Source organism: Microbacterium sp. NPDC076895, assembly GCF_040687115.1.
GTDB lineage: Bacteria > Actinomycetota > Actinomycetes > Actinomycetales > Microbacteriaceae > Microbacterium.
In genome coordinates this window covers 238,925-262,866 of sequence record NZ_JBFBMQ010000002.1, presented here as the reverse complement: position 1 = coordinate 262,866, position 23,942 = coordinate 238,925, and the positions used below count along the sequence as shown (strand labels likewise).

General features: G+C 67.9%; 21 protein-coding genes and 2 pseudogenes. 14 read left to right on the top strand and 9 right to left on the bottom strand.

Annotated features, from left to right (window positions below; translation table 11 throughout):
• Positions 1 to 46 precede the first annotated feature (46 nt).
• The 4 genes and pseudogenes from AB0O89_RS02965 to AB0O89_RS02950 all read left to right on the top strand — a co-directional run bounded on the left by AB0O89_RS02965 (position 47) and on the right by AB0O89_RS02950 (position 3,949).
• Complete coding sequence (locus AB0O89_RS02965; protein WP_363493994.1) at positions 47 to 493, top strand: hypothetical protein; 447 nt, start codon at positions 47 to 49, stop codon at positions 491 to 493.
• Positions 494 to 607: 114 nt separating this feature from the next.
• The gene (locus AB0O89_RS02960) at positions 608 to 1,993 is read left to right on the top strand and encodes a glycine--tRNA ligase (protein WP_363493992.1); all 1,386 of its coding nucleotides are present in this window, start codon (positions 608 to 610) and stop codon (positions 1,991 to 1,993) included.
• A gap of 132 nt (positions 1,994 to 2,125) precedes the next feature.
• Positions 2,126 to 3,137 (top strand): annotated as a pseudogene (locus AB0O89_RS02955) (ATP-binding cassette domain-containing protein).
• The gene (locus AB0O89_RS02950) at positions 3,134 to 3,949 is read left to right on the top strand and encodes an ABC transporter permease (protein ID WP_363493990.1); all 816 of its coding nucleotides are present in this window, start codon (positions 3,134 to 3,136) and stop codon (positions 3,947 to 3,949) included. Before AB0O89_RS02955 ends, AB0O89_RS02950 begins: the two are co-directional and overlap by 4 nt.
• A gap of 6 nt (positions 3,950 to 3,955) precedes the next feature.
• On the opposite strand, the gene AB0O89_RS02945 is transcribed toward AB0O89_RS02950, so the two are convergent.
• Together AB0O89_RS02945 and AB0O89_RS02940 are read right to left on the bottom strand one after the other, a co-directional pair.
• A complete protein-coding gene (locus tag AB0O89_RS02945; RefSeq protein ID WP_363493988.1) occupies positions 3,956 to 6,790 on the bottom strand; it encodes an NB-ARC domain-containing protein in 2,835 nt (944 codons plus the stop codon).
• Between the two features lie 36 nt (positions 6,791 to 6,826).
• Positions 6,827 to 7,393 (bottom strand): HhH-GPD-type base excision DNA repair protein, encoded by a 567-nt coding sequence (locus AB0O89_RS02940; protein ID WP_363493986.1) that lies wholly within the window; start codon positions 7,391 to 7,393, stop codon positions 6,827 to 6,829.
• A 59-nt stretch (positions 7,394 to 7,452) separates the two neighbouring features.
• On the opposite strand from AB0O89_RS02940, the gene AB0O89_RS02935 reads away from it, so the two are divergent.
• From AB0O89_RS02935 to AB0O89_RS02915, 5 genes are all read left to right on the top strand, one after another.
• Positions 7,453 to 8,928, top strand: a complete 1,476-nt coding sequence (locus AB0O89_RS02935; RefSeq protein WP_363493984.1) for an FAD-dependent oxidoreductase — start codon at positions 7,453 to 7,455, stop codon at positions 8,926 to 8,928.
• Positions 8,925 to 9,311 (top strand): hypothetical protein, encoded by a 387-nt coding sequence (locus AB0O89_RS02930; RefSeq protein WP_341578031.1) that lies wholly within the window; start codon positions 8,925 to 8,927, stop codon positions 9,309 to 9,311. The genes AB0O89_RS02935 and AB0O89_RS02930 overlap by 4 nt, the downstream gene beginning before the upstream one ends.
• Position 9,312: 1 nt before the next feature.
• A complete protein-coding gene (locus tag AB0O89_RS02925; protein WP_341578030.1) occupies positions 9,313 to 9,714 on the top strand; it encodes a phage holin family protein in 402 nt (133 codons plus the stop codon).
• Positions 9,704 to 9,979, top strand: coding sequence for a hypothetical protein (locus tag AB0O89_RS02920; protein WP_292707403.1), 276 nt, complete (start codon positions 9,704 to 9,706; stop codon positions 9,977 to 9,979). Before AB0O89_RS02925 ends, AB0O89_RS02920 begins: the two co-directional genes overlap by 11 nt.
• 201 nt (positions 9,980 to 10,180) lie before the next feature.
• The gene (locus AB0O89_RS02915) at positions 10,181 to 10,981 is read left to right on the top strand and encodes a uroporphyrinogen-III synthase (RefSeq protein WP_363493982.1); all 801 of its coding nucleotides are present in this window, start codon (positions 10,181 to 10,183) and stop codon (positions 10,979 to 10,981) included.
• On the opposite strand, the gene cofC is transcribed toward AB0O89_RS02915, so the two are convergent.
• From cofC to cofG, 4 genes are read right to left on the bottom strand one after another with little or no spacing between them, the layout of a single operon-like run.
• Positions 10,954 to 11,610 (bottom strand): 2-phospho-L-lactate guanylyltransferase, encoded by a 657-nt coding sequence (cofC, locus tag AB0O89_RS02910; protein ID WP_341578028.1) that lies wholly within the window; start codon positions 11,608 to 11,610, stop codon positions 10,954 to 10,956. The genes AB0O89_RS02915 and cofC overlap by 28 nt on opposite strands.
• On the bottom strand, positions 11,607 to 12,620 hold the full coding sequence (gene fgd, locus AB0O89_RS02905; protein ID WP_363493979.1) for a glucose-6-phosphate dehydrogenase (coenzyme-F420): 1,014 nt from the start codon (positions 12,618 to 12,620) through the stop codon (positions 11,607 to 11,609). The genes cofC and fgd overlap by 4 nt, the downstream gene beginning before the upstream one ends.
• Entirely contained in the window at positions 12,617 to 14,089 is a 1,473-nt protein-coding gene (locus AB0O89_RS02900; RefSeq protein WP_363493977.1) for an NAD(P)/FAD-dependent oxidoreductase, read from the bottom strand. Before AB0O89_RS02900 ends, fgd begins: the two co-directional genes overlap by 4 nt.
• Positions 14,086 to 16,464, bottom strand: a complete 2,379-nt coding sequence (gene cofG / locus AB0O89_RS02895; protein WP_363493975.1) for a 7,8-didemethyl-8-hydroxy-5-deazariboflavin synthase CofG — start codon at positions 16,462 to 16,464, stop codon at positions 14,086 to 14,088. The genes AB0O89_RS02900 and cofG overlap by 4 nt, the downstream gene beginning before the upstream one ends.
• Before the next feature lie 622 nt (positions 16,465 to 17,086).
• On the opposite strand from cofG, the gene AB0O89_RS02890 reads away from it, so the two are divergent.
• From AB0O89_RS02890 to AB0O89_RS02875, 4 genes and pseudogenes are all read left to right on the top strand, one after another.
• Complete coding sequence (locus AB0O89_RS02890) at positions 17,087 to 17,320, top strand: hypothetical protein (protein WP_300590740.1); 234 nt, start codon at positions 17,087 to 17,089, stop codon at positions 17,318 to 17,320.
• Between the two features lie 691 nt (positions 17,321 to 18,011).
• Positions 18,012 to 18,206, top strand: coding sequence for a hypothetical protein (locus AB0O89_RS02885; protein ID WP_300590741.1), 195 nt, complete (start codon positions 18,012 to 18,014; stop codon positions 18,204 to 18,206).
• Positions 18,207 to 18,346: 140 nt separating this feature from the next.
• Positions 18,347 to 18,697: pseudogene (locus AB0O89_RS02880) on the top strand (transposase); the annotation flags it as partial.
• 306 nt (positions 18,698 to 19,003) lie between these two features.
• Positions 19,004 to 19,393 (top strand): hypothetical protein, encoded by a 390-nt coding sequence (locus AB0O89_RS02875; RefSeq protein WP_341578747.1) that lies wholly within the window; start codon positions 19,004 to 19,006, stop codon positions 19,391 to 19,393.
• On the opposite strand, the gene AB0O89_RS02870 is transcribed toward AB0O89_RS02875, so the two are convergent.
• Together AB0O89_RS02870 and AB0O89_RS02865 are read right to left on the bottom strand one after the other, a co-directional pair.
• Complete coding sequence (locus AB0O89_RS02870; protein WP_341578746.1) at positions 19,386 to 20,204, bottom strand: ABC transporter permease; 819 nt, start codon at positions 20,202 to 20,204, stop codon at positions 19,386 to 19,388. The two genes, AB0O89_RS02875 and AB0O89_RS02870, sit on opposite strands and share 8 nt — an antisense overlap.
• Positions 20,201 to 21,307: an ABC transporter ATP-binding protein gene (locus tag AB0O89_RS02865; RefSeq protein WP_363493972.1), complete on the bottom strand. Its 1,107-nt coding sequence runs from the start codon at positions 21,305 to 21,307 to the stop codon at positions 20,201 to 20,203. The genes AB0O89_RS02870 and AB0O89_RS02865 overlap by 4 nt, the downstream gene beginning before the upstream one ends.
• A gap of 125 nt (positions 21,308 to 21,432) precedes the next feature.
• Here AB0O89_RS02865 and AB0O89_RS02860 point away from each other — a divergent pair, with 125 nt between their 5' ends.
• Positions 21,433 to 22,482 (top strand): enoyl-CoA hydratase/isomerase family protein, encoded by a 1,050-nt coding sequence (locus AB0O89_RS02860; protein WP_363493970.1) that lies wholly within the window; start codon positions 21,433 to 21,435, stop codon positions 22,480 to 22,482.
• Positions 22,483 to 22,510: 28 nt separating this feature from the next.
• On the opposite strand, the gene AB0O89_RS02855 is transcribed toward AB0O89_RS02860, so the two are convergent.
• The gene (locus tag AB0O89_RS02855) at positions 22,511 to 23,941 is read right to left on the bottom strand and encodes a D-alanyl-D-alanine carboxypeptidase (RefSeq protein WP_363493968.1); all 1,431 of its coding nucleotides are present in this window, start codon (positions 23,939 to 23,941) and stop codon (positions 22,511 to 22,513) included.
• Between the last annotated feature and the right edge of the window lies 1 nt (position 23,942).

The following is a 23,942-nucleotide window of genomic DNA, read 5'->3' as shown; positions in this document are numbered from 1 at the left end:
ATGAACGCCGCTCTCGGCGTTGGCGCGCTCCCGGGGAGGAAAATCAATGAAGACCCGAATCGTCGCTGCCGCGCTCATGCTGAGCGTCGGAGCCATCGCCCTCACCGGGTGCGTGAACCCGGTCGAGCAGCTCATCAACAGCACTGTCGAGGACGCCATCGAAGGCGCCACCGGCGTCGATGTGGATGCCGGCAACGGTGCGAGCGTGCCGGAGGGGTTCCCCTCCGACATCCCGCTTCCCTCCGGATCGCCGCTTGTTGCGCTCGCGGTCGACGGTGGTTACACGGTCACCTACACCCTGCCGAGCGTCGCCGACGGGGAGGGCGTCATTGAGCAACTGAAGTCTCAGTACACGACAGACTCAGAGTCCGACTTCGGCGGGATGAAGATCTGGTCGTTCACCGGCTCGGACTACACCGTGGGTGTCACTCTGCTCGAGCAGGAAGACGGCACGGCGCAGCTGCTCTACGTCGTCGCGCCGATCACGCAGTAGCAGCGGGGTCGCGTACCGCACGCGGCCTGTGAGTCGCGGCGGATAGAATCGTCGGATGTCGCGGCATCCGCGATACCCTCGCGCGCAGCGCATCCCCGACCCAGGAGTTCCTCCGTGGCCGAGCAGTCCCGCCTCGACAAAGTGATCGCCCTCGCCCGCCACCGCGGGTTCGTCTTCCAAGCCGGCGAGATCTACGGGGGCTCCCGCTCCGCATGGGACTACGGCCCCCTCGGCACCGAGCTCAAAGAGAACATCCGTCGCCAGTGGTGGCAGACCTTCGTCCGCGGTCGCGGCGACATGGTGGGCCTGGATTCCTCGATCATCCTGCCCAAGCGTGTGTGGGAGGCATCCGGTCACGTCGCGACCTTCACCGACCCGCTCGTTGAGTGCCTGCAGTGCCACAAACGCTTCCGGGCCGACAACCTCATCGAGGACTTCGAGGCGCGCAAGGGTCGCGCCGCCGAGAACGGTCTCGCCGACGTGCCGTGCCCTAACTGCGGCACGAAGGGCCAGTACACCGAACCCCGCGCGTTCTCGGGTCTCGTCAAGACCTACCTCGGGGTCGTCGACGACGAGTCGGGTCTGTATTACCTCCGCCCCGAAACGGCGCAGGGCATCTTCGTGAACTTCACGAACGTGCTCACCGCGAGCCGCAAGAAGCCGCCGTTCGGGATCGGCCAGGTCGGCAAGGCGTTCCGCAACGAGATCACGCCCGGAAACTTCATCTTCCGTACCCGCGAGTTCGAGCAGATGGAGATCGAGTACTTCACGCCCCCGGCCGAGGCACCCGAGTGGTTCGATCACTGGGTCGAGGCGTGCTGGAACTGGTTCACCGACCTCGGTATCGACCCTGACAACATGCGGCGCTTCGATGTTCCCGAAGAAGACCGTGCGCACTATTCGGCCGGCACGATCGATGTCGAGTACCGCTTCGGCTTCCCCGGCAAGGAGTGGGGTGAGCTCATGGGGGTCGCCAACCGCACCGACTACGACCTGAAGAGCCATGCCGAGGCATCCGGGCAGAGCCTGACGTACTTCGACCAGGCCTCGGGCGAGAAGTACACCCCCTATGTCATTGAGCCCTCGTTCGGGCTGACGCGCGCCATGATGGCGTTCCTCGTCGACGCGTACCGCGAAGAAGAAGTGCCCAACGCCAAGGGGGGCACCGATACACGCACCGTCCTGAAGCTCGACCCGCGCCTCGCACCGGTCAAGGTCGCCGTGCTGCCGCTGTCGCGCAACGAGGCACTTTCGCCGCTCGCGCGCGGGCTCGCTGATCGCCTGCGCGGGCACTGGGCAGTCGACTTCGACGACGCCGGTGCGATCGGCCGCCGCTATCGTCGTCAGGACGAGATCGGCACGCCGCTGTGCGTCACCGTCGACTTCGATTCCCTCGACGACAACGCCGTGACTGTGCGTGACCGCGACACGATGGCGCAAGAGCGTGTGGCGCTCGAGAACGTCGAGGCTTACCTCGGCGAGCGTCTCGTCGGCGCCTGAGCCGAAACGTTGACAGCGAGTCCGAAGCGATGACAGCGCTTCGGACGTGTGCGACAGCGCCGTTCCTGCCGTGACAGCGGTATGACAGGGGTCTGAACGCACAGTGGATGCAGCCACAGAAAGGCATCCACAATGACAGACACCAGAATCGCCGTCGAAGCGCACGGCCTCGTCAAGTCGTTCGGCACGAACCGCGCTGTCGACGGCGTTGACCTCACCGTCGAAGCCGGCACCGTGTATGGCGTCCTCGGACCCAATGGTGCGGGAAAGACGACAACCATCAGCATGCTCGCAACCCTGTTGCGCCCGGATGCGGGAACTGCCCGCGTGTTCGGTCACGACGTGGTCCGCGAGTCCCAGATCGTCCGTCAGCTCATCGGGCTCACGGGCCAGTTCGCGTCGGTCGACGAGAAGCTCTCGGCTACCGAGAACCTCATGATCTTCTCCCGGCTGCTCGGCCTTTCGCGAGCCGACGCTCGGCGCCGCACGGGTGAAACTCCTCGAGGAGTTTCACCTGACGGATGCCGCCACCCGGCCCCTCGCGAAGTTCTCAGGCGGCATGCGACGCCGCCTTGATCTCGCCGCGTCCCTCATTGCGCAACCGCCGCTCATCTTCCTCGACGAACCGACGACGGGCCTCGACCCCCGCACGCGCGGGCAAATGTGGGACACGATCCGCCGACTCGTCGCTACGGGATCCACGGTGCTGCTGACGACGCAGTACCTGGACGAGGCCGACCAGCTGGCCGATCGCATCGCGGTCATCGACCGCGGGACCGTGGTGGCCGAAGGTACGGCGCTCGAGCTGAAGGCATCGGTCGGTCAGGCCTCGCTGCTGTTGCGGCTGCGCAGCGGCTCCTCCGTCGAGACGGCGCGCGGCATCATCGGCCGAGTTCTGGGTATCGAGGCGATCGTCTCGCCCGAAGCCGGCCGGCTCACCGTGCCGATGAGCGACCCCGACCGCGTCACCGACCTCCTTGTCGCGTTCCGCGACGAGGGAGTCCACCTTGCGGAGATGAGCGTGCAGCAACCCACCCTCGACGAGGTCTTCCTCACCCTCACCGGCAAGGGCATCCCGGACGACGACCTTGCCGCACACGAACACGCCGATACCGACAGTGCACCGGAAGGAGTCCGCGCATGAGCACCGCCACTTCACTCGTCGGAACAGGTGGGAGGCCGCTGATCAACCACGCGAGCCTCCGGCAGACGCTTGCCAACACGCTCACGATGGCCGGCCGCGGCTTGCTCAAGATCCGCCGGACGCCCGAGCAGCTCATCGATGTCACGGTGCAGCCGATCCTCTTCACCCTGATGTTCACGTACATCTTCGGCGGCGCGATCGCCGGCGACGTGCAAAGCTACCTGCCGATCATCATCCCCGGCATCCTCGTGCAGACGGTCATCACGACCTCGGTCGTGACCGGCGTGCAGCTGCGCGAAGACATGGACAAGGGAGTGTTCGACAGGTTCCGATCCCTCCCGATCGCGCGCATCGCGCCGCTGTCGGGCGCGCTCTTGGCCGATACCGTCCGCTACGCGATCGCGACGACGCTCACTTTTGCGATGGGGTACCTCATGGGGTTCCGTCCGGTGAGTCTTGGCGCCGTGATCGGCGCCGGTCTTCTCGTGATCATCTGCTCGTGGGCGCTGAGCTGGATCTTCGCGTTCTTCGGCGTCATCGCCCGGTCGGCGGGGTCGGTGCAGGGGATCTCGTTCCTGATCCTGTTCCCGCTGACCTTCCTCTCCAACGCCTTCGTCCCCGCCGACACGATGCCGGACTGGCTGCAGTGGTTCGTCAACATCAACCCGGTGTCGCACCTGGTTACAGCGGTCCGCGAGATGGTCAATGAGGGGGTCGTCAGCACCGAGGTCTGGGTCGCGCTCCTCGGAGCTGCCGTCGTCGTCGCCGTCTTCGCGCCCCTGACGGTCAGGGCGTACATGCGGAAGGCCTGAGCCGGCTCAGCCCAGAAGGGCGCGCAACGCCTCGGCGTCGAGCGGAGCATCGGTCTCCGTTTCGGCGCCGAGGCGTTCGTGCAGCCCGCGGACAGCGGGCTCGCTGAGGTCGAGCCGCCCCCGAAGACGGATGCTGAGCGCGAGTGCGCGGCGCGCGTCGGTCTCGCGGCCCGCAGCCTCCAGCCAGAGGGCTGCGGTGCGCGCCCCCCACGCCATGACCGGCTGATCGGCGGTCTCGATCGCCTGCGCGAAGCCTTCGGCAATCGCGACCCGTGCGTCGTCGAGGCGACCGTCCTGCACGAGCGCCTCGGTGCGCAGGTAGTGAGCGAGCGCCTGGAACTGGGTCGGGACGGAGTCGAGCCCGCTCGGAATACGAGCGAGGCTCTCGAGTGCCGCCTCCGGGTGCACCGAGGCGACCTCGATCGCCGCGGTAGCGAGCTCGACGTGGAGCATCGCGGGGGCTGAGGACTTTACCGTCGCGGCCGCTCGCATCGCCGTCACGCGTGCGCGGGCCTCGTCGAGGCGTCCCATACGAACGAGGACGAAGACCGCCTGCCCTCCCTGCTGCGCGAGATCGGCGACGGAAACGAGTCCCTCCAGGGTACGGCGGCAGTCATCGAGCATGACGAGCGCCTCCTCGAGCTCCCCGTGAGCCGTGAGCCAGTCGGCGCGAACGAGGCTGGCGAACGCCACGCCCCACTGATCTCCGAGCTTCTGGAAGGTCTCCAACGACTGAAGGCTCGCCGCCCCCTGTGCATCCAGATCCGCATCGTTCTGGGCGGCGACAGAGACCAGCAGGCAGATCATCGCCTGAGACCACAGCGGTAGCTGAGCCAGTTCCGACGCCTCGGGAAGACGGATGCTCCGCGACCACGGCTGGTTCGTCATCCGTCTCTGCCAGATCTCCCCAGCGCGCGAGAGGAGCGGCGGAAGCACCGCTGCGAGCTCGGACTCGGGGTAGCGCGTAGCTGCTGCGGCGATGCTTTGCGCCTCATCCTCATCGAATTGCGGTACTGCGTCGCCGACGGTGCCGACCATCATGCCGGCGATGACGGCAAGCCCGCGAACGACGACCGCCGCTTCGCTCCCCAGCGGCACAGCTCGATGTCGCAGCGCTGCGGGTGCGAGATCGTCGAGGCGCTCGCGGAGCATCCATACCCACAAGCACCCGCGGGTGAGAGCTAGCCCGGTCGTCAGATCCTCGGTGGCTGCGCACGCGCGCAGCGCCACGGCGAGATTCTCTTCGTTCGCATCGAACCATGCCAAGCCCTCGCGCACGCGGGGACCGCGGAGCAGTGCGTCTTGGGAGTTCGCGCGATCGGCCATGACGCGGGCCTGAATCTCGCGGATCCGCGGCTCATCCCCAGACTCCCGCAACCGCTCGGCTCCGTACTCGCGAACCGTTTCGAGCATCTGAAACCGCCCCGCCGAGCGGTGCGCGAGCGAGCGCTCGACGAGGTTTTCGAAGACCGCGCGATCAAGTCCGAGAGCGTCGGCGACGTGTCCGGCATCAGCTGCCCCGATCCCGTCGGGGAAGACAGCCATCGCCTGCAGTGCGGAGCGTTCCTCGACAGTAAGGGTCTCCCAACTCCAATCGATCAGCGCGCGCAGGGTACGGTGCCGCGAGTCTGCCGTTCGCGGGCCGCCGGTCAGCAGCGCAAAACGGTCGGCAAGGCCCGCGTCAATCTCAGCCAGCGTGAGCGTGCGTGCCTTGGCCGCGGCCAGTTCCAGTGCGAGCGGAAGTCCGTCCAGGCGCTCGGCGATGCGGACAGCGACGGCTCGCTCCTCGTCGGTCACCGGTGTTGCGCGCGCTGCCCGCACGCGGCGGGCGAACAGTTCGTCGGCATCCTCGCGGGGGAGGGGGCCGATCGGAACGAAGGCTTCGCCGCTGACCCCCAGCGGTTCGCGGCTCGTCGCCAGCAGTCGAAGTTTCGGCAGGGCCAGCAGCAGATCAAGTGCGACGGATGCCGCCTCGTCGACAACATGCTCACAGTTGTCGAGCAGCACGAGCACGGCTCGTCCCGCGAGAGCCTCGAAGACGCGCGCTCGTGCCGAGACTGCTCCCGAGGAAGCTGTCGCCTCGGCCACGCGCACGGTGCGGCCCACGGCGCCCGACACCGCGCTCCACAGGTCACCGGATGCGACGGGGGCGAGCGCGACGACGATCGCATCGGGCGCTCGGCGTGCCGTCTCCAGTGCGAGGGTCGTCTTGCCGGCTCCGCCGGGTCCAATGAGAGTCACGAGACGCTCGGTCTGGAGCTGCTCGTGGATCAGCGCGAGTTCGTCGGTGCGGCCGACGAGCGCCGTTGGGGCAGCGGGCACTCCTGCCGGGTCTGGCGCGCTGGTGCTCTCCGCGGCCGATCCGGCCGAGGGTTCGGCCGCCAGTCGGCGGGCGTGGATGGCGTCGGCGTGCAGGTCGGCGCTGACCCACTCGAATCCTTCTCCGGGCGTCCAGGGTTCCCCGACCCACAGGCCCAGCGCTTCGCGGGCCAGTGCAGCGGCTTCCGTTTCGGGGGCCTGTCGGGCGCGCAGCACGAGGTCCTGGAATCGGGTGATGTCCACGTCCTCGCGATCAACCTGCAGGCGGTATCCGCCCGGCGCGGCAACGAGGGCGCCAGCGGGAAGCTCGCGACGCAACCGCGAAGCCAGCGACTGGAGGGCTGCCCGCGGGTCCTCCGGCGGGTCGTGCGGCCACAGATCATCGGCGAGCGTGCGGTAGCTGACGACAGTGCCGGCGTCCAGGGCAAGGCGGAACAGCAGGGCCTCTTGGCCGCGCCCGCGCACGGCAGCAGGCCCGTCATCCGTGTCGACGACAAATCCGCCGAAGAACCGCAGCTGCACCCTCACACCCTATGGCGCAGGCGTTCTCTCGCGGGGTCAGCCCTTGGCCGCGGCCTTCATCGCCTTCTTGTGCTCGCGCACCTTTGCAAGGGACTCGGGGCTCGTGATGTCGGCCACGCTGCGGAACGAACCCGCCTCGCCGTAGGGGGCTGACGCCTCGCGCCAGCCGTCACCAACAAACCCGTACTGCTTTCCCAGAAGAGCGAGGAAGATCTTCGCCTTCTGCTCGCCGAACCCCGGCAGCTTCTTTAGGCGTCCCAGGACCTCCGCGCCGTCCGGGTCGCCCTTCGTCCAGATCGCCGCGGCGTCGTCATCCCACTCGGTCGCGACCGCCTCGCACAGCGCCTGGACCCGGCCCGCCATGGATCCCGGGAATCGGTGCACGGCCGGGGTTTCGCGGAACACCTCGACAAGGGCCTCCGGGTCGTAAGCAGCCAGCGCGGATGCCGACAACTCCCCGATTCGCTCCGTGATCTTTTTCGGACCGGTGAAGGCGGTCTCCATCGCGATCTGCTGATCCAGCAGCATCCCGATCAGCAGTGCGAGCGGGTCGTCCGACAGCAGGCGGTCGGCAGCGTCATCGCCGGTGATGTGCAACTCCATGGCACCAGTGTTCCACGGGTGCTCGCGGTTGACGCGGGCGAATACGGGAGGATGGAGGAATGGCCGAGTCCGCGTTCGAGAAGCTGGTCGAGCACGCCAGGTCCGAGCATGTCGTCGTTGTCGGAGCAGGGATCGCCGGACTGGTCGCCGCGCTCGAGTGCGCGAAGGTCGGGCTCCGCGTGACCGTGGTGGAGGCGTCCGAGCGACTTGGTGGTGCGATCGCGCGCGCCGAGCTCGCAGGCGTCCCGGTCGACCTAGGCGCCACGGGATGGGCTACCCGGAACGGTGCCGTCGATGCGCTCGTCACGGAACTGGGCCTTGCCGACGCGGTGGTCGAGCCGGCCAACGCGGATGTCTGGGTCGCAGTCTCGGGCGCTGTGTCGCCGTACCCGGCGGAAACCGTTGCCGGCGTTCCCGCGAACCCCTGGGATCCGGCAGTGCGTCGGATCATCGGCTGGGCCGGCACCTGGCGGGCGTATCTCGACCGACTGCGGCCTCCGCTGACGATCGGGCAGGAACGCAATTTCGGCACTCTCGTTCGCCGCCGCATGGGCACGCAGATTCTGGGCCGACTCGTCGCGCCGCTGACGCGCGGCCGGTACGGGCTCGCTCCCGATGCGGTGGATGTCAGTGCCATCGCCCCGGGGCTGAGTTCGGCGCTGACGCGAACCGGCTCGCTCGCTGCAGCGGCTGGTGAGCTGCTGACGGTCGCCCAGGATCACCCCTCGGAGCCGCCCATTCGTAGCCTGGAAGGCGGACCGACGAGACTGGTTGATGCCCTCGTTGCGAGGCTCGGCGACTACGGGGTGTCTGTGAAGACCGAGATGCGCGTATCCCGCCTCAGTGCCCAGGGTGAGTTCTGGACCGTGACGGCCGAGACCGCCGAGGGTCCGCAGGAGCTGACCGCGGATGCCGTCATCGTCGCGACGGAAGCTGCCGCCGCCGCCAGCCTCGTGCCCTTCTCCGTTCCCGATCTGCTGACGCGTGAGCTCGTGCAGGATGTCGTCACACTCGTCGCTCCGGCGCCCGCGCCTGAGCGCCCGCGCACCACCGTCTTCACCGTGAACCCGACCAGGGACCCTGTCACCGCATCGGACGAGACGGCACGGTGGTCAAATGCCGATCCCGGGGTGCGCGTGGCACGCCTCACCTACGGTCACCTCGACAGCGCGGCGCCGACCGCTGCGCTCAGCGATGATGACACTGTCATTGCGGCAGCGCGTCATGCCGAGGTGTTGCTGGGGATTCCGGCGGATGCCGTGATCGGCGCGCGCCGAGACCGATGGGTGCAGCCGCCGAGCGCGGTGATGCTCGGTCGTGACGAGGCGGCCGGGGCGCTGCGCGCGCGTGTCCGGAAAGTGCGCGGTCTCGGGCTCGTGGGGGCGTGGGTGGCGGGTCCAGGCCTCGCGCGCGTCATCGCGCACGCGCGCGAGGAGGCTGAGAGGCTCCGTGTCAACCTCCTGTGGGGGACGCATGCCGATGGCGTTACGCTGGGTGAAGACCACCCGCTCGACAAGCGTGAGGAGACCCCATGAGGGGCAAAGCAGGACTCGTCGTCGGACTCGCCGTGGGCTACGTGCTCGGGTCGCGTGCCGGTCGACAGAGATACGAGCAGATCAAGTCCCAGGCGCTGAAGGTGTGGAACCTGGAGCCGGTGCAGAAGCAGGTGGGCAAGGCCAAGGACTTCGCGAAGTCCAGCGCGATGGCACTGCCGAGCACCCTGTGGGATTCGGCTGTGAAGGTGACAAAGGCCGCGACCTCGAAGGGCACGGCGGGCGAACGTCTCGACGCTGCCGTGAAGGCGGGCAAGGAGTCGGTGGACGCTGTCAGCAGTGCCGCCGACACCTCAGCCGAGGCTGTCAAACAGGCTGCCGATGAGGCGATCGACGACATCGCCAAGGCCGCCGGCAAGGAATGACATGACGGCGCCTCGAGAATTCCGCGATCGGGCGAACGACTCCCTTCTGACGCTCCTCGGCGAGGTTCCGGAGCTGATCCGGAACCTGATCGTCGCCGAGGTCGACGCCGCGAAATCCTGGGCTCGCCAGGCGGGCAAGGATGCCGGAATCGGCGTGGTTCTGTTCCTCGTCGCGCTGTTCGTCCTGTTCTGGTCGCTTCCCGTGTTCGGCACTTTTCTCATCGCCGGACTTTCGTCGTGGTGGCCCGTGTGGTTGTCGGCGCTGGTCGTCTTCGCGGCCCTGCTTGTCGTGACTATCGTTTTCGCGCTGCTGGGCGTGCTCAGATTCCGCAAGCTCACCCGCAGGCGTAATCCTGCCCAGGCCGTCGCCCAAGACATCAAGGAGATCCGCGATGAGCTCTGAGACCGGTGTCCCCCGCACTGCAGTAGACCTGTCTCTCACCGACCCGGTCGAGAAGGCTCGCGCGGAGCTCAAGGCAGCGCTCGCTGCCATTGAAGACAAGACCAACGTGCCGCGACAGGTCTCGAAGGCGACGGACAGCGCCGTGGCCAAGCTGCGTCGCTTCTCGCGCGAGCACCCCGTGGCAACCGTCACCATCGCGGTTGTGAAGGCGGCGGCTGTGGGCGCTCTGGTGTGGTGGGGCGTCAACTCCTACGTCAACAAGTAGCCCCGCAGCAAGCACGAGGTGACCATCTCGTGACCTTCTACCCGCGACACGACGCGAGTCAGGGGGTTATGCTCGGACAACAGGCAGCGCAATGATGCGGAAGCTGCCGACGACGTGGATATTCCCGCACCGTGACCCCCGGTGCCATGTCGTTCGGCTGCTCGAACGTCGGGCGGTCGATTCCGCATCGATGAGTCGATCATGAACCGAGTAGCGTCAGATACCGCCGCCAAGCCACTGGCCGGGTGGCGCGTTCTGGTCCCCCGAGGCGGCCCGTGGGGAGACTCCGTGGCCGCGACCCTGCGCCGTCAGGGCGCCGTTCCCGTCATCGCCCCGTTGATCAACTTCGCGCCCACGACCGATCACACAGAACTCGAGTCCGCTCTGACCGCGCTGGCGGCGGGAGACTTCGACTGGGTAACGCTCACGAGCGCGACCACCGTCGATGTCCTCTATGCCTACCGCGCCGTGATCCCGCCGCAGACGAAGGTCGCCGCCGTCGGCGAAACGACCGCGGCCGCGCTCCAAGCTGTCGGATATCGCGTGGATCTCGTGCCGGACCTCGACAACTCCGCAGCGGGCTTGGCCGAGCAGCTGATCGGCCTCGAGCCGGAGTCGCGCGACATCCTGACCCTGCGTAGCGAGACGGCCGAGCCCGTTCTGACCGGGATGCTCACGGAAGCCGGCCACCGCGTGCGCAGCGTGGTCGCCTACCGCACGGTCGGGGTTCCGGTGACCGAGCGCATCGCGAACGACGTGCGCAGCGGTCGGATCAACGCCATTCTGGTCACGAGCGGTTCGGTGGCCGAGCAGGTCCGTGAGCAGTTCCCGCAGATTCCGCCCTCGACCGTGCTGGCGGCGATCGGTCCGCGAACGGCAACTGATGCACAGGCGGCGGGCCTGACTGTCGATGGTGTTGCCGATCGCCAGACCGTCGACGCTCTCATCGAGGTCGTTGCGCGCTTTCCGCTGCTTTACGCCACTGACGAAGCTGCGCCCTGACCGGAGCTGCGCTGGATAAGCGCAGTCGATCGGATGCCGAGGCCGAGATGTTCGGCTTCGTGCAGCTGATCGAGAGTGTCGACGTCCCTGCGTGCGCTCCAGACCGTGGGCTGCCCTGAGCCGGTGTCGATCTCGCGGGCAAGGTCGACGAACCCTGCTGCGCAGTGGCGCGCGAAGGAGTTCTCCCCGAACGCCGGAATGAGCTCCCCGGCGATCGTTCGAGCGATGAGGGTCGTGCCGGTCCCCTCGGCGTCCGGCAGTGCCGCCATCTCGTGCCGTCCCGCCGCCGCGAGAACCGCCTCAAGGTCCGCGGCGCGAAGCGCGGGAAGATCGCCGAGCATCGCCGCTCGCGGCGCCTCAGCATCCGTCGCCGCAAGCCCCGCCCGCACCGCGTCGTTCAAGCCGGTTCCAGGGTCGGTGACGACGAGGCAGGCATCCGAGATCTCACGCGCGATCTCGGCATCCGCGGTCACGACCACCACCTGCGCGACGGCCGGGCACGCCTGCGCTGCGGCTATCGTGTCGAGCCCGATCGCGCGCGCCAGTGCCGCCCGATCGATACCCTGCACGACGAGGCGACTCTTTCCCGCGCCGCCGCGCACCGGGATGACCAGGGTCCAGCCGCTCACGGATCCAGACGTTCGCGCAGGCGGGGGAGGATGTCGCGGCTGTAGCGCTCCATGAATTCCGCCTGGTCGTGCCCGGGGTCATGGAACACGAGGTGACGGAAGCCGCGCTCGGCGACCTCGACGATGCGGTCGACGTGCTCGTCGGGGTCGGACGAGACGATGAACCGTTTCGCGACGCGCTCGATCGGCAGTTCCGCGGCCCGTCGCTGCATCTCGATGGGATCGTGGATGCCGACCTTCTCGTCGGGGCTGAGCGCGAGCGGTGCCCAGAATCGGGTGCGCTCGAGGGCCTCTGCGGGATCGGGGTGGTACGAGACCTTCACCTCGATGAGCGTGTCGATGTCATCGCGCGTGCGTCCCGACTTCTCCAGTCCCTCATCGAGAGCCGGAAGGAGCGTGTCGGTATACAGCGCCGGATCCTTGCCGCTGGTCGTGATGAACCCGTCGGCGACCCGACCTGCGAGGCGCGTGGCGGCGGGCCCGGCGGCACCGATGTAGACCGGGACGGGAGTGTCGGGACGGTCATAGATCGTCGCATCCCGCACCTGCCAGAACTCGCCGTCGAAGCTGACGCGCTCGCCGGTCCACAGCTTGTCCAGGAGCGTCAGCGCCTCCTTGAGGCGACGGAAACGTTCGGGCGGCTCGGGCCACGGGATGCCAAGAGTCACCTCGTTGAGGGATTCGCCGGTGCCGACCCCCAGGATGATGCGTCCCGGATACATCACGCCGAGGGTCGCGAAAGCCTGCGCGACGACGCCCGGGTGGTAGCGGAAGGTGGGGGTGAGCACCGACGTGCCGAGGAGGATCCGGGACGTTCGCGCGCCGACGGCGCCGAGCCACGGGATAGCGGCCGGCGCATGCCCGCCCTCGTGCATCCAGGGCTGCAGGTGGTCGGAGACGAACACCGAGTCGAACCCGGCGTGCTCGGCATCCACCGCGAAATCGGCGAGCTCGTTCGGTCCGAACTGCTCGGCGGATGCCTTGTATCCCAGGCGCAGGGGGATCGTCATGGCGTGGTGCTCCTCTCGGTAGCGGGTTCAGTCAGAAATTCGGTGCCGTCGGCCCCGCGGAGCTGGTCGCGGAACTGCGTCACGGTGCCCGGCCACAGCAGCGTGAGGCGCCCGGACCGTTCGTCGACGTACCAGTTGCGGCATCCTCCGGACACCCAGGCGGTCTCGCGCGAGCGTCGCACGATCATGCGGGTGTACTCCTGCTCGACGGTCGGATCGGGGCGCAAAGTGGCAGTTGGCGGGGTCGCGGCGATCGTCCGCGCGGCGTACGCTGCCTGCTCCTCCAGCATGAGGATCGACGAGTTGTGGCCGAGGGACGCGTTTGGCCCATTGAGGATGAACAGGTTCGGGAATCCGCTCACGACCGTCGACAGCGCCGACGACATCCCGCTTGCCCAGTGTTCGTCCAGGGAGATGCCATCTTCACCCGTGACCAGCTCGGCGTAGGGCTGGCGTGTCGCGCTGAACCCGGTCGCAAGAACGACGGCATCCACGGTATAGCGCCGCCCGCTCGCGGCGACGAGGGTACCGCCATCCGCCCGCGCCAGCGCCGAGGGCTCGAGCGTGACGGCATCCGAGGCCACGGCAGGGTAGAAGTCGTCGGAGAGCAGCACCCGCTTGCAGCCGAATGCGTAATCGGGGGTGAGCAACTCGCGAAGCGTCGGGTCGGATACCTGCGCGTGCAGATGCGCCTGGGCCTGGTCGGATGCCGCGGCCGCTGCAGCGGCGTCACCTGCCCGCGAGGCATGGCGGGCCTCACCCTCGAGGAAGAGCTCGTCGCGCAGGGCCGCGAGCAGCTCGGGCTGGGCCGCGAACCGCTCGCGTTCGGCATCCGTGTACGTCCTGCCGCCTCGGGGGAGGACCCAGGCCGCGGAACGCTGGAACAGCGTCACCGCGGCGCCGCGGCGCACGAGCTCCGGGACGAGCTGGACGCCGCTCGCGCCCGTTCCGACGACAGCGACGCGTTTGCCCTCGAGGTCGAGTTCGGGATCCCAGCGCGCGGAGTGCACGACCGGTCCGGGAAAGGCTGCCAGGCCGTGCACTTCCGGCAAGGACGGTTCCGTGAGCCGACCGCACGCGAGGAGGAGCATCCGTGCCCGGATGGGTCCGACCGTCGTGCCGAGGTTCCAGCCGTCGTCGTCCCAGTGGGCCTCGAGCAGGGCCGTGTTGAACAGGATGCGGCGCTCGATCCCGGTCGTGGCGGCGACGCGTCGGAGATAGGCCTGGATCTCACCTCCCGGAGCGAACTCTCGCGACCAGTGGGGCCACGGGTGACGCGCCAGAGCGTAGAGGTGGGCTGGCACATCGCACGCGACGCCCGGGTAGGTGTTCTCACGCCAGGTGCCGCCGACGTCCCCGGCCCGCTCGAGGATCACGACGTCGGTGACCCCGGCGGCCTCGAGTTCCATCGCCGCGGCCAGGCCCGCAAAGCCCGCGCCGACGATGACGACCTCGTGCTCAAGGGTCATTGCCGCTCCCGCGTTCGGTCGCCGGCGGTGCCATGCGCGCGCTGTGCCGCGCGGGCATCCCGGTAGTCGGTCGTGCGCTGCCGGAGGGGCCGCAGCAGGTGCCGGGCGATACGGTCAGCCTCAGACAGCGGAAGTTCGCGACCGTGCTCCACCCCGGTGCGGGGGAGGACCCGACCATCGAGGAGTGTGCCGCCGAGGTCGTCGGCGCCCGAGCGCAGGAGCACCGGAATCGTGGCAGCATCCAGCCGCGGCCACGGCACCTGAACGTGCGCGATCGCCCCTGACAGCAGCAGCCGCGAGACGGCGACCATCGCGCGATGCTCATCGATCGGTGACCTGTCCGCGACCAGCGGCACGCCGTATCCGGGGAGCGGGATCGGCACGAACTCGGTGAATCCGCCAGTCTCGCGCTGCAGGTCGCGAAGAGTGCGTAGGTGCGCGATCCGGTCGGCGGCGCTTTCGACGTGGCCGTAGAACAGCACGGATGTCGATCGCAGCCCTGCGGCGTGCGCGGCGCGGATTGCGGTGAGCCACTGGTCGACAGGGAGGTCGGTGGGGGCGACCCGAGCGCGGATGCCGTCGTGCAGCACCTTGACGCCCGTGCCCGGCACGGTATCGACTCCCGCGGCCTTGAGCGCACGGTAGGCATCGTCGATCGAGATTCCGCTGCGAGTCGCGAAGTCCCAGACATCCTGCGGGCGGAAGGCGTGCAGGTGCAGCGTGGGCGCGGCATCCTTCACCGTGCGAGCAAGCTCGAGGTACGCATCCGCCTCGATCGGGATGATGCCCTGCGCGCACAGCTCGCTCGCGCCGAGGTCAGCGGCATCCCGAGCGATCTCGGCCACATCGGCCAGCGTGAACGTGTCGCGGTCCGGGTCGCCGGCGGACACGCTCGGCCGCAGCCCGGACGTTGTCAGATTGCGGTTGACGACGACGCTGATCGCCTCGCCGATCGTGTACCGGCGCACATCGTCTGCAGCGCGTGTCACGGCGTCGAGGTCTGCGCCGGTCGCCGTCAGCAGTCGTTCCCAGTCCTCGTCGGCGACGGATGCTGGGTCTGTCGCGGCATCCGTCACGAGGGTTTCAACCGAGCTGCCGCGGGAGCGTCGCGTCGCGCTCGAAGCGGCAGGGGTGGTGCCAGCTGCGGCAAGTCCCGACACCGGGTCGGCGAGAGCGGCGACCGCAGCGTGCACTTCCGGGGCGATCCAGGTTGCGGCGTCGTTGACGTACTCGGGGTGCGCGGTGAGGCGTTCGCGCAGTTCGAACCCGAGCTCGGCGGTGCGCGCCGCCAGATCGTCGAGGTGGGGCCACGGACGCTCCGGATTGACATGGTCGGCGGTCACCGGCGAGACCCCGCCCCAGTCGTCAGCGCCGGCGCGCACGAGAAGAGCGAACTCGGTCGGGTCGCTGAGGTTCGGCGGAACCTGGATGCGGGCGTTCGCGCCCATCGTCAGGCGCGCGGCTGCCACGGCGGCGACGTATTCCTCGAGCTCGGCATCCGCCGCGTCGCGCATCGCGGTCCCGGGCTTCGCGCGGAAGTTCTGCACGATGATCTCTTGCAGATGTCCGTGGCGACGGTGCGCATCCCGCAGAGCCAGCAGGGATTCGGCCCGGTCGGCGATCGTCTCTCCGATTCCCACGAGGATGCCGGTCGTGAACGGGATGCGATGGATGCCGGCATCCTCGATCACCCGAAGCCGGATGGCGGGATCCTTGTCGGGAGAGCCGTAGTGCACCTGTCCCGGCGTCTCGAACAGCTCGCGCGACGTGGTCTCAAGCATCATGCCCATCGAGGGCCCTGCCGGACGCAGACGCTCGAGCTCGTCGGCGCTCATCACGCCGGGATTCAGGTGTGCGAGCATCCCGGTCTCGGCGGTGATGAGACGGGCGACGTGCGCGACGTAGTCGAGCGTCGACGCGAAACCGTGCTCGTCGAGCCAACGGCGAGCCTCGGGCCACCGTTCCTCGGGGCGGTCGCCGAGCGTGAGCAGAGCCTCCTTGCACCCCTGGCGCTGGCCTGCGCGGGCGACGGCGAGCACCTGCTCGGGGCTCATGAACACCGGCTTTCCCGCGCGCTGCAGCTGTCCGGGGGTATCGACGAACACGCAGTAGTGGCAGCGGTCCCGGCAGAGGGTCGTGACCGGGACGAACACCTTGCGGGAGTACGTGAAGATTCCCGGGCGACCCGCCTCTCTCAGGCCGTGATCCCGCAGGTCGCTCGCAACATCGAGGACGGCATCCAACTCCGGCCCTCGCGCGCTGAGCACCGCGATCAGATCGTCGCGGCCGAGGTCGCCGCCCGCTTTGGCTCGTGAGAGGGCATCGTCGAGGCTCACGGCAGCGGGGCGAGTCAGTGTTCGGTTGAGCGTGCCCACCACCCCAGTGTTGCACCGTCCTCGAGGTACTCGGCCGCGTCGCGATGGCGTTCTCGCGTCCGGTGGATTGTGCGCGTGCGGACGCGCGGATGGTTTCCGTGGAACGATCGTCTTTCGGACGCCGTTTTGAGAGGGCGTGCCTACGTGAACCCTTCAGGCGCTCCTTGGGAAGTCAGGGCGGCGACGGAGTGACGCCGGTCACGGGCATGGTCCCTACGGCCTCCTGTGGCGTTCTGAGCGCCTCTAGAGCCTTCCAGGCATACGTGAGCGTCGTCTTGGATCGCCCCCCAGTAGCCGCCGGACGCTGCTTCGCGCCCCGGCGATCGCGGCAAAGGTCGGGTGAATCCTGCTCATTACTGAGCAGCCTCTTGCGTAGTCGGGCGTTGGTGGTGACGGACAGCACAGCGTGTTGTGGTGGTCGGCAATCCGGTTGTGCAGGAATCGCGGCGCGTTGAGATCGTTCCGAATACCCCGTAGTCATGCGGGGCCTGGGGTTCTCCAGGAGGGTAAGTGTCGAACCTGTCGTGTGCCGTTTGCGTCCTGTCGGCGGGCTACAGTTCCGATTTGTTCATCGGGAGGCATCGCTCTTTCCTAAAGAGGAGCCAGTCGGGAAGATGGTTCCATGGACATAAGCCGAGTCGACCCGCGTGACGCAGCGTACGAGATGGAAGATCCGGTCTATCGTGTCTACTTCAGTGAGCTCGGTGCCACTGATGAGTGGCAACTTGAGGGTGCATCGTCGGTAATCGAGGTCATCGACTGGGCGCGGGCCGATGGACGAGAGTTCACGGCTTACGTGGAGACCGGCTGGCCATCTGGGATGGGATTGTTGCGTGTCTTCAGCTGGGCGGGGTAGCGCAGACGCACCCCGCCCAGCCTCGGTTTAGGGCACCCAGAGGAAGCTCGAGGCTGCGCTCGGGGGCGCAGCTAGCGGCAGGAGGGGCGGCGCAGTGTTCGCCGAAGCTGAAGCTCTGAAGTAGGCGGCCCGAGAAATATGCGTACCGCTGTTCAGTGCCGGGACATACCAGGTTGTCGTCGGTCCCCAATTGACGGTACTGGTGACTTGCACGTACTGCGTGTACAAGGACTGCGCTACGATCCCCATGGTGGCAACGTCGTTGTAGGCGGTCTTTCCAAGGTACATCTGCACCTGCACTGGAATCGTGCCGGATGGACCCTTACACCGAACGCGTGACTTAGCGATGACACTGGCCGAGCCGTTCGACCAATGCGGGTTGTCGACCGTCAACAGGCACGTATAGCTTGAAGCAGCGGCCGCCGCCACGCCCCCTTCAGACCTGGACGTGGAGGTCGCCGGGACGGCGAAGACTACCTCCGAGGTGGATGATCCAGGGCTCATCAGCGCTGTTTCAGCCGGGGCTTCCGGTCCGGGCGGGACTTGTTCTGCACCTGCCGGTGATGCGATGGCGACAGTGAGAAGCGCCGCAGCAAAACCAGCGGCAATCAGTGATACTCGACGTCGACCAATTCTTCGTTCCGTATCAATCTCCTTTCTGAGACAGCAGTCACGCTAGTGACTCGCTGTAGTGCTGTCTGTAGGTAGAAAGGGGGACAAGGGATTCGGGGCGGCGGGAGACCTGGAAAACGGCACCGGGGTCGAGATCAACTCGCGCCACCACGGCAGCCCGGAGCACTACGAGGCTCTGGCCGGGACCCTCGTGGTAGAGGAGATGAGGGTTACAGGCAAGAACGTGTGGATGCGCTCGCTCCTCGTGAGTTGAGTCCCGCATAGTGTGTAGCGCGTGGTGGCTGGCCGAGCTTGTCGCTATGACGTAGACGCGGTCACCGTGTGATCCTTCGAGGAAACTCTCACATCCCTCTCGAACGGAGTCATCACGATGATCGCACCTCTTATTGTCTTATTGTCGACCGTGCGAGCGTGCTCGCTGAAGCCCTGACCGACGCATCGCCGGATCTGATGCGCTCGCTGCTGCAGACCATGATCGACGCGCTGCTGTCCGCCGACGTGGACGCCGTCGTCGGCGCCGAATGGGGCAAGCCCAGCGCCGACCGTGTCGCGCAACGCAACGGTTATCGGCACCGTGACCTGGACACCCGGGTCGGTACGATCGACGTCCAGATCCCGGAGTGGTTGCTCGCGCGCCGCAAGCGCGCCGAAACGGCGATGATCACCGTCGTCGCGGACTGCTACCTCGCAGGCGTGAGCACGCGGGGGATGGACAAGCTCGTGAAGACGCTCGGGATCCACGCGCCTAAGCGCAGACCCGAAGGGTCGGACTCTGGAAAGAGCGATCGCACGGAGCGAGCGGTGGAGCCGACCTATGATCGGATGCCGACAAGGGACCAGGAATCAGTGGAGGCTCGCTGAGGAGCTCAAGCTCCCGGTTCGGCGCGCGGGACGCCGCAGTCGTTGTCGACGGTGCAGTTGACGCGGAGAGTGCACGTGCTGTCGATCGCGCCAGAGCGTCTGCCGTTGGAGGGAGGGTGCAGAGGGATCGTTGCGGGCTTGTAAGCAAACTCCCCGTAAGGGCGGGAACGGCGCTGGCAGACTAGCTTCATGGTGACGCTGCTGCTCGACTCCTCCCAGCTGGAGGTGACGTTGTCGGGGTCGGAACGTCTGCTTGCATTCCGTCGGCAGAATGTAGACATCCCGCGCAGCACGATCGCAAAAGTCCAACTCACCGACGACGTCTGGACCTGGCTTCGCGGGGTGCCGAGTCCCGGAACGCATGTGCGCGGAGTCATCGCGATGGGCACGTGGAAGTCGGCGAGCAGCGAGGACTTCGTCGTCGTGCGAGGTCGACGTCCCGGCGTCGTGATCGACCTCGAGGGGCACCCGGACTATCAGCGCATCGTTCTCACGACGCGCCACGGGCTAGCGCTCGTTCAAGCGCTGCGGCTCGACGTCGACGGCCCTGCCGAAGACGTCGCCGACCTCGTCAGCTGACGTCGCGGCGCCAGTTCAGCGCGTAGCCGAGCACGAGCAGCACGGCGGCATAGGCGAGAAGGACGGCGCCGCCCGCCCACCATTCGAGTCCGCTCGTGCTGGTGCCCGCGCCCGCCATCTGGAAGATGCTTGCCCCGACCAGGGCATCGCTCGCTGCGCCCGGCAGGTAGTTGGTGACGGTATCGAGTCCTGACACGAACGCTCCCGCCGCGCGGGCGATGGGCTCGAGGAACTGGGTGAACACGAGCACCCCCACGACGGCAGCCACTTGGTTGCGCACAAGCGCGCCGACGCCGATCCCGACGATCACCCAGATCGTGAGAGCGAGTACGACCCGCGCGATCAGCGCCCAGGTTGAGCCCACACCGAGGTCGGTTTCGACCCCGAACGCTGCGAGGAGGCCAGCGGCCGGCCCGACGGATGACAGCGCGCCGACGATCCCGAAGCCCGCGCCCACGACGATGCCCGCGACGATCTTCGCCCACAGCACGGTTCCCCGGCGCGGTGTCGTGAGGAACGTCGCCGTGAGGGTCTTGTGCCGGAACTCCGAGGTGACCATGAGGGTTCCGAGGATGAGAGGGATGACGTATCCGACACTTGCCGCCAGTGAATACAACACCGGTGCGACTCCCTCGGTCGGAACCGGTGCGCCCTCGCCAGGAAGCATCCCGCTGCCGACTGCACCGATCGCGAACGCGAGCGCCGCCGCGGTGAAGGCGATGTAGACAACGAGCACGAGGCCCAGCACCCACCACAGAGATGTCGAGAAGAACTTCGTGAACTCCGACCGGGTGACGGTGGCGACGGTCATCGGTTCGCCCCTTCCTCGTCGGCTCTCGCTTCAGGGTCCATGTCAGGCTCCACCGGATCTGTCGCGCCTTCGGGCTCGTCCGTCCCGTCAGCTACCGAGGCGATATCGGCGTCAGAGTCAGTCACGGTTTCTGCCGCCGGCTCTTCGTCAGCGTCGTCAGCGTCCGGGGGTGTCACACGTCGCGGATCATCCGTCAGCAGGAGAGGAGGCCTCGTTCCGTTGACGTACTCGAGGAAGATTTCCTCGAGAGCCGGCCCCCGGTCGGTCAGTGCCGAGAGGGCGACGCCGGCAGAGGCAGCGATCGCTCCCACGTGAGCAGCGTCGAGGCCCTGCACCTGGATGCCGGTGCGCAGGTGCTCGAGCGGAACCGCGGAATCCTCTAGCGCTGCGACAAGCGCGCCGCGGTCGGGTGCGTCGACGAGGGTGACAGGAACCTCCTGGTAGGCGAGGTCCGCAAGCGACCCCTCGAAGACGAGGCGGCCGCCCGAGATGATGAGCGCGGCATCCACCGTCTGCTGCACCTCGGCGAGCAGGTGAGACGACACCAGGATGGTCCGCCCCTCGCCAGACAGGGTGCGCAGGAACGACCGCATCCAGCGGATGCCTTCGGGATCGAGGCCGTTGGTGGGCTCGTCGAGCACGAGCACGCCCGGGTCGCCGAGCAGCGCGAACGCCACCCCGAGCCGTTGACGCATTCCGAGCGAATACCCACCGACTTTGCGTCCCGCAGCGTGCGTGAGTCCGACAAGCTCCAGCACCTCATCGACGCGCGAGCGCGGGATGCCGGCAGCCTGCGCGTACACGGCCAGATGGGCTGCACCCGTGCGGCCGGGATGGAAGCCGGTGGCCTCGAGGACCGCGCCGACAGTGTGCAGCGGATGGGCGAGTTCGTCGTAGCGGCGACCACCGATGGTCGCCGAGCCCGATGTGGGACGGATGAGTCCCAGCAGCATCCGCAGCGTCGTGGTCTTGCCGGCCCCGTTGGGTCCGAGAAACGCCGTGATGCGTCCGGGCTGGATGCTGCACGTGAGATCGGCGACCGCCGAGATCGTCCCGAAGCGCTTGGTGAGCCCCGCGAACTCCAGAACCTGTCCGTCGGGCATGAAGAGCCCCTCCCTGGGTGTGGATTGCGCACCAGTTTGGCTGACGGAGCGGTCCCGGATGCGGCACCACGCCCGAGGCGGGTCGAAGACCCCCCTTCGTGGCGGCCTGTCGCTACCGTGGAACGGTGGAGACGACGGCACCGACGGTTGAGATCGAGCAGCGCGGCGAGATCGGCATCCTCACCCTGCAACGCCCCCGCGCGCTCAACGCCCTCGACCTCGAGATGGTCGAGGCTCTCGCTGCGGCCCTCGATCGGTGGGAGCAGGACGACAGTATTCGGGCTGTTGTTCTGCGCGGCGCCGGCGATCGCGGGTTCTGCGCCGGGGGCGATGTTCGTGGGCTGTACGACACACTCATCGGCGATCACCCCGAACAGGTCGAAGCCTTCTTCCGCGCCGAGTACGCCCTCAATGCCCGGATCGCGGAGTATCGGCATCCGATCGTCGCGTTCGCCGACGGGATCACGATGGGCGGCGGCATTGGCCTTGCTGGCCACGTATCTCACCGTCTGGTCACCGAGCGATCAATGCTCGCGATGCCCGAGACACGGATCGGCTTCACGCCGGATGTCGGCGGGTCCTGGCTGCTCGGCCGTGCCCCCGGGCGAGTCGGCGAGTACCTGGCGCTGACGGGCAACACCGTCGGGCCCGCCGATGCCATCGAGGCGGGTCTGGCCGATCACCACGTGCCAAGCGGCAGGCTCGAAGCTCTGCTGTCTGACCTGGTGTCCGGAGCCGATCTCGACGGTGCGATTCAGGCGGTCGCGACAGAACCGGCTCCCGGAACCGTGACCCGGCAGCGGGAGTGGATCGACGTCGCGTTCGCCCAGCCCACCGTCGCCGAGATCGTCTCGGCACTGCAGGGGCGGCCCGAGGATGCAGCGCGCGAGACTGCCGCGCACCTGGAGGCGCTCCCGCCCACGGCGCTCGCGGTCACGCTCGAGGCCGTCAGACGCGCGCGGAAGCTCCCCGACCTGCGGGCCGCTCTCACCCAGGAGTATGGGCTCGTTCTCTGGTTCGGGATGACACAGCCGGATCTCGTGGAGGGGATTCGCGCGCAACTCGTCGACAAAGACCGCTCACCGCGCTGGAGCCCCGCCCCCGGTGAGGAGCTTCCCGCAGGCCTTCTCGATCAGGCCTTCTCGTTCCAGCCGCCGACGCCCCTGTGGAGTTGAGGTAGCCCCGCGAGGCGTCCCGTGTCTGTCAGTCGATGAGTCCGAACAGCTGCAGCGGGTGGGTGAGGCGCCACCACGGGGACGGTTGCTCGATCTCGGCCGAGACGGCAGCTTCGACGGTGGTCGAGTTCACGGGGCCTGTGAGGGTGAACGTCCCCGCGGGAGATCCGGCTTCCCACTCGTCGATGACGAGGGCGGATGACGAACTCGACGCCGCGCCGTTCCACAGGATGACGGCGGCGTCCGCGGTGGTGCGGATCTCCGGGGTCGATCCCCACGTGGTCTGCACGGTCCCGACTACCGTTCCTGCGGGGATGACGTAGGGGGTCGTGAGCTCAGCCTCGAGCTGGGCCAGCAACGCCCGGGCGGCACTGTCACGCAGCTCGTCGCTGGGTTGGGCGAGGACGGTGGCATACGCGCGGACCGTGTGGTCGCCAACGGTGATGTTCTTTGCGGTGGCCAGGTCGTCGACCTCGCGGCCGTTCACGAAGAGGGACCCCGTCTTGATACCGACGACGCCGGGATCTGCGAGCAGATCGTTCGTGTTCGTGACGACCCCGGCGCCGGGAAGATCGACCGACGGGGTCGCCACGATCTCGGCGATCACGGGGTTCTCGAGCGCCTTGCGACCGAGCGCGATGACGCCCGCAGGCGTGCCGACGTTATCGGAGTCGATGCCGGTCGGTTCGACGACCGTGATGCCGCTGATGCCGTGTGTGCGCAGCCAGTCGGCAGCGGCGCTCTCGAAGACCTCGTCCGTGGGCCAGAACTGGTCGGCCAGTCTGGACGCGTAGTTGTTCGCGGAGCCGATCAGCAGTCCCTGCAGCATCTGGTACTCGCTGAGAGAGCCGCCCACGGGAACGTCCAGGGCCGACTCGCCGCGCCCGCGATAGTTCCAGTAGGTCGACCGATCACGGGAGCTGAAGGCGTACTCCGGGCCGGTCTCACCGGGCGCGAGGGGCTGTCGGTCGAGCACCATGAGTGCGGTCACGAGCTTTGTGATGCTCGCCAGCGGTGCGTCATCCGTCGTTGAGACCAGGGTTGCGTCGGCGGCCGTCGACTCGAACCCGTCTACGGCAACCGCAGCCGATCCGTCTGCCGGCCACGCCGGGGCGGCGGCGGATGCCGTGAGAGGTGCCACATCGACGGGCTGCGCAGTCGGCATGACAGCGGTCAGCGGCCAGAGCAGCGTGACCGCGGCGTATGCCGCGATGACGGCGAGAACGACAAGGGTCGGGCCCATGACGGTTCCGCGCAGCAGTGACCGACGCGGCATCCCGTCGAGGAGATCGCCGGTGTCCGAGCGTTCCGGTGCCGGCCGTGACACGGGGGCTCCCGTGGGCCGGGCCCACTGCAGGGCAGCGGTGTCGGCGCGCTCAACGGCGGCGCCCGCGGCCGCACTCGACGCCGGGTCGGCGTCGGTCGGGTCGGGGGCGGCCGGCGCCTCCGTGTCAGTCATC

What these genes read in the sequence shown, in the direction of transcription:
- AB0O89_RS02965 (WP_363493994.1), top strand. Translation starts at nt 47, where the DNA reads ATGAAGACCCGAATCGTCGCTGCCGCGCTCATGCTGAGCGTCGGAGCC.
- AB0O89_RS02950 (WP_363493990.1), top strand. Translation starts at nt 3,134, where the DNA reads ATGAGCACCGCCACTTCACTCGTCGGAACAGGTGGGAGGCCGCTGATC.
- AB0O89_RS02940 (WP_363493986.1), bottom strand. Translation starts at nt 7,393, where the DNA reads ATGGAGTTGCACATCACCGGCGATGACGCTGCCGACCGCCTGCTGTCG.
- AB0O89_RS02935 (WP_363493984.1), top strand. Translation starts at nt 7,453, where the DNA reads ATGGCCGAGTCCGCGTTCGAGAAGCTGGTCGAGCACGCCAGGTCCGAG.
- AB0O89_RS02930 (WP_341578031.1), top strand. Translation starts at nt 8,925, where the DNA reads ATGAGGGGCAAAGCAGGACTCGTCGTCGGACTCGCCGTGGGCTACGTG.
- AB0O89_RS02925 (WP_341578030.1), top strand. Translation starts at nt 9,313, where the DNA reads ATGACGGCGCCTCGAGAATTCCGCGATCGGGCGAACGACTCCCTTCTG.
- AB0O89_RS02920 (WP_292707403.1), top strand. Translation starts at nt 9,704, where the DNA reads ATGAGCTCTGAGACCGGTGTCCCCCGCACTGCAGTAGACCTGTCTCTC.
- AB0O89_RS02915 (WP_363493982.1), top strand. Translation starts at nt 10,181, where the DNA reads ATGAACCGAGTAGCGTCAGATACCGCCGCCAAGCCACTGGCCGGGTGG.
- fgd (WP_363493979.1), bottom strand. Translation starts at nt 12,620, where the DNA reads ATGACGATCCCCCTGCGCCTGGGATACAAGGCATCCGCCGAGCAGTTC.
- AB0O89_RS02900 (WP_363493977.1), bottom strand. Translation starts at nt 14,089, where the DNA reads ATGACCCTTGAGCACGAGGTCGTCATCGTCGGCGCGGGCTTTGCGGGC.
- AB0O89_RS02890 (WP_300590740.1), top strand. Translation starts at nt 17,087, where the DNA reads ATGGACATAAGCCGAGTCGACCCGCGTGACGCAGCGTACGAGATGGAA.
- AB0O89_RS02875 (WP_341578747.1), top strand. Translation starts at nt 19,004, where the DNA reads ATGGTGACGCTGCTGCTCGACTCCTCCCAGCTGGAGGTGACGTTGTCG.
- AB0O89_RS02870 (WP_341578746.1), bottom strand. Translation starts at nt 20,204, where the DNA reads ATGACCGTCGCCACCGTCACCCGGTCGGAGTTCACGAAGTTCTTCTCG.
- AB0O89_RS02865 (WP_363493972.1), bottom strand. Translation starts at nt 21,307, where the DNA reads ATGCCCGACGGACAGGTTCTGGAGTTCGCGGGGCTCACCAAGCGCTTC.
- AB0O89_RS02855 (WP_363493968.1), bottom strand. Translation starts at nt 23,941, where the DNA reads ATGACTGACACGGAGGCGCCGGCCGCCCCCGACCCGACCGACGCCGAC.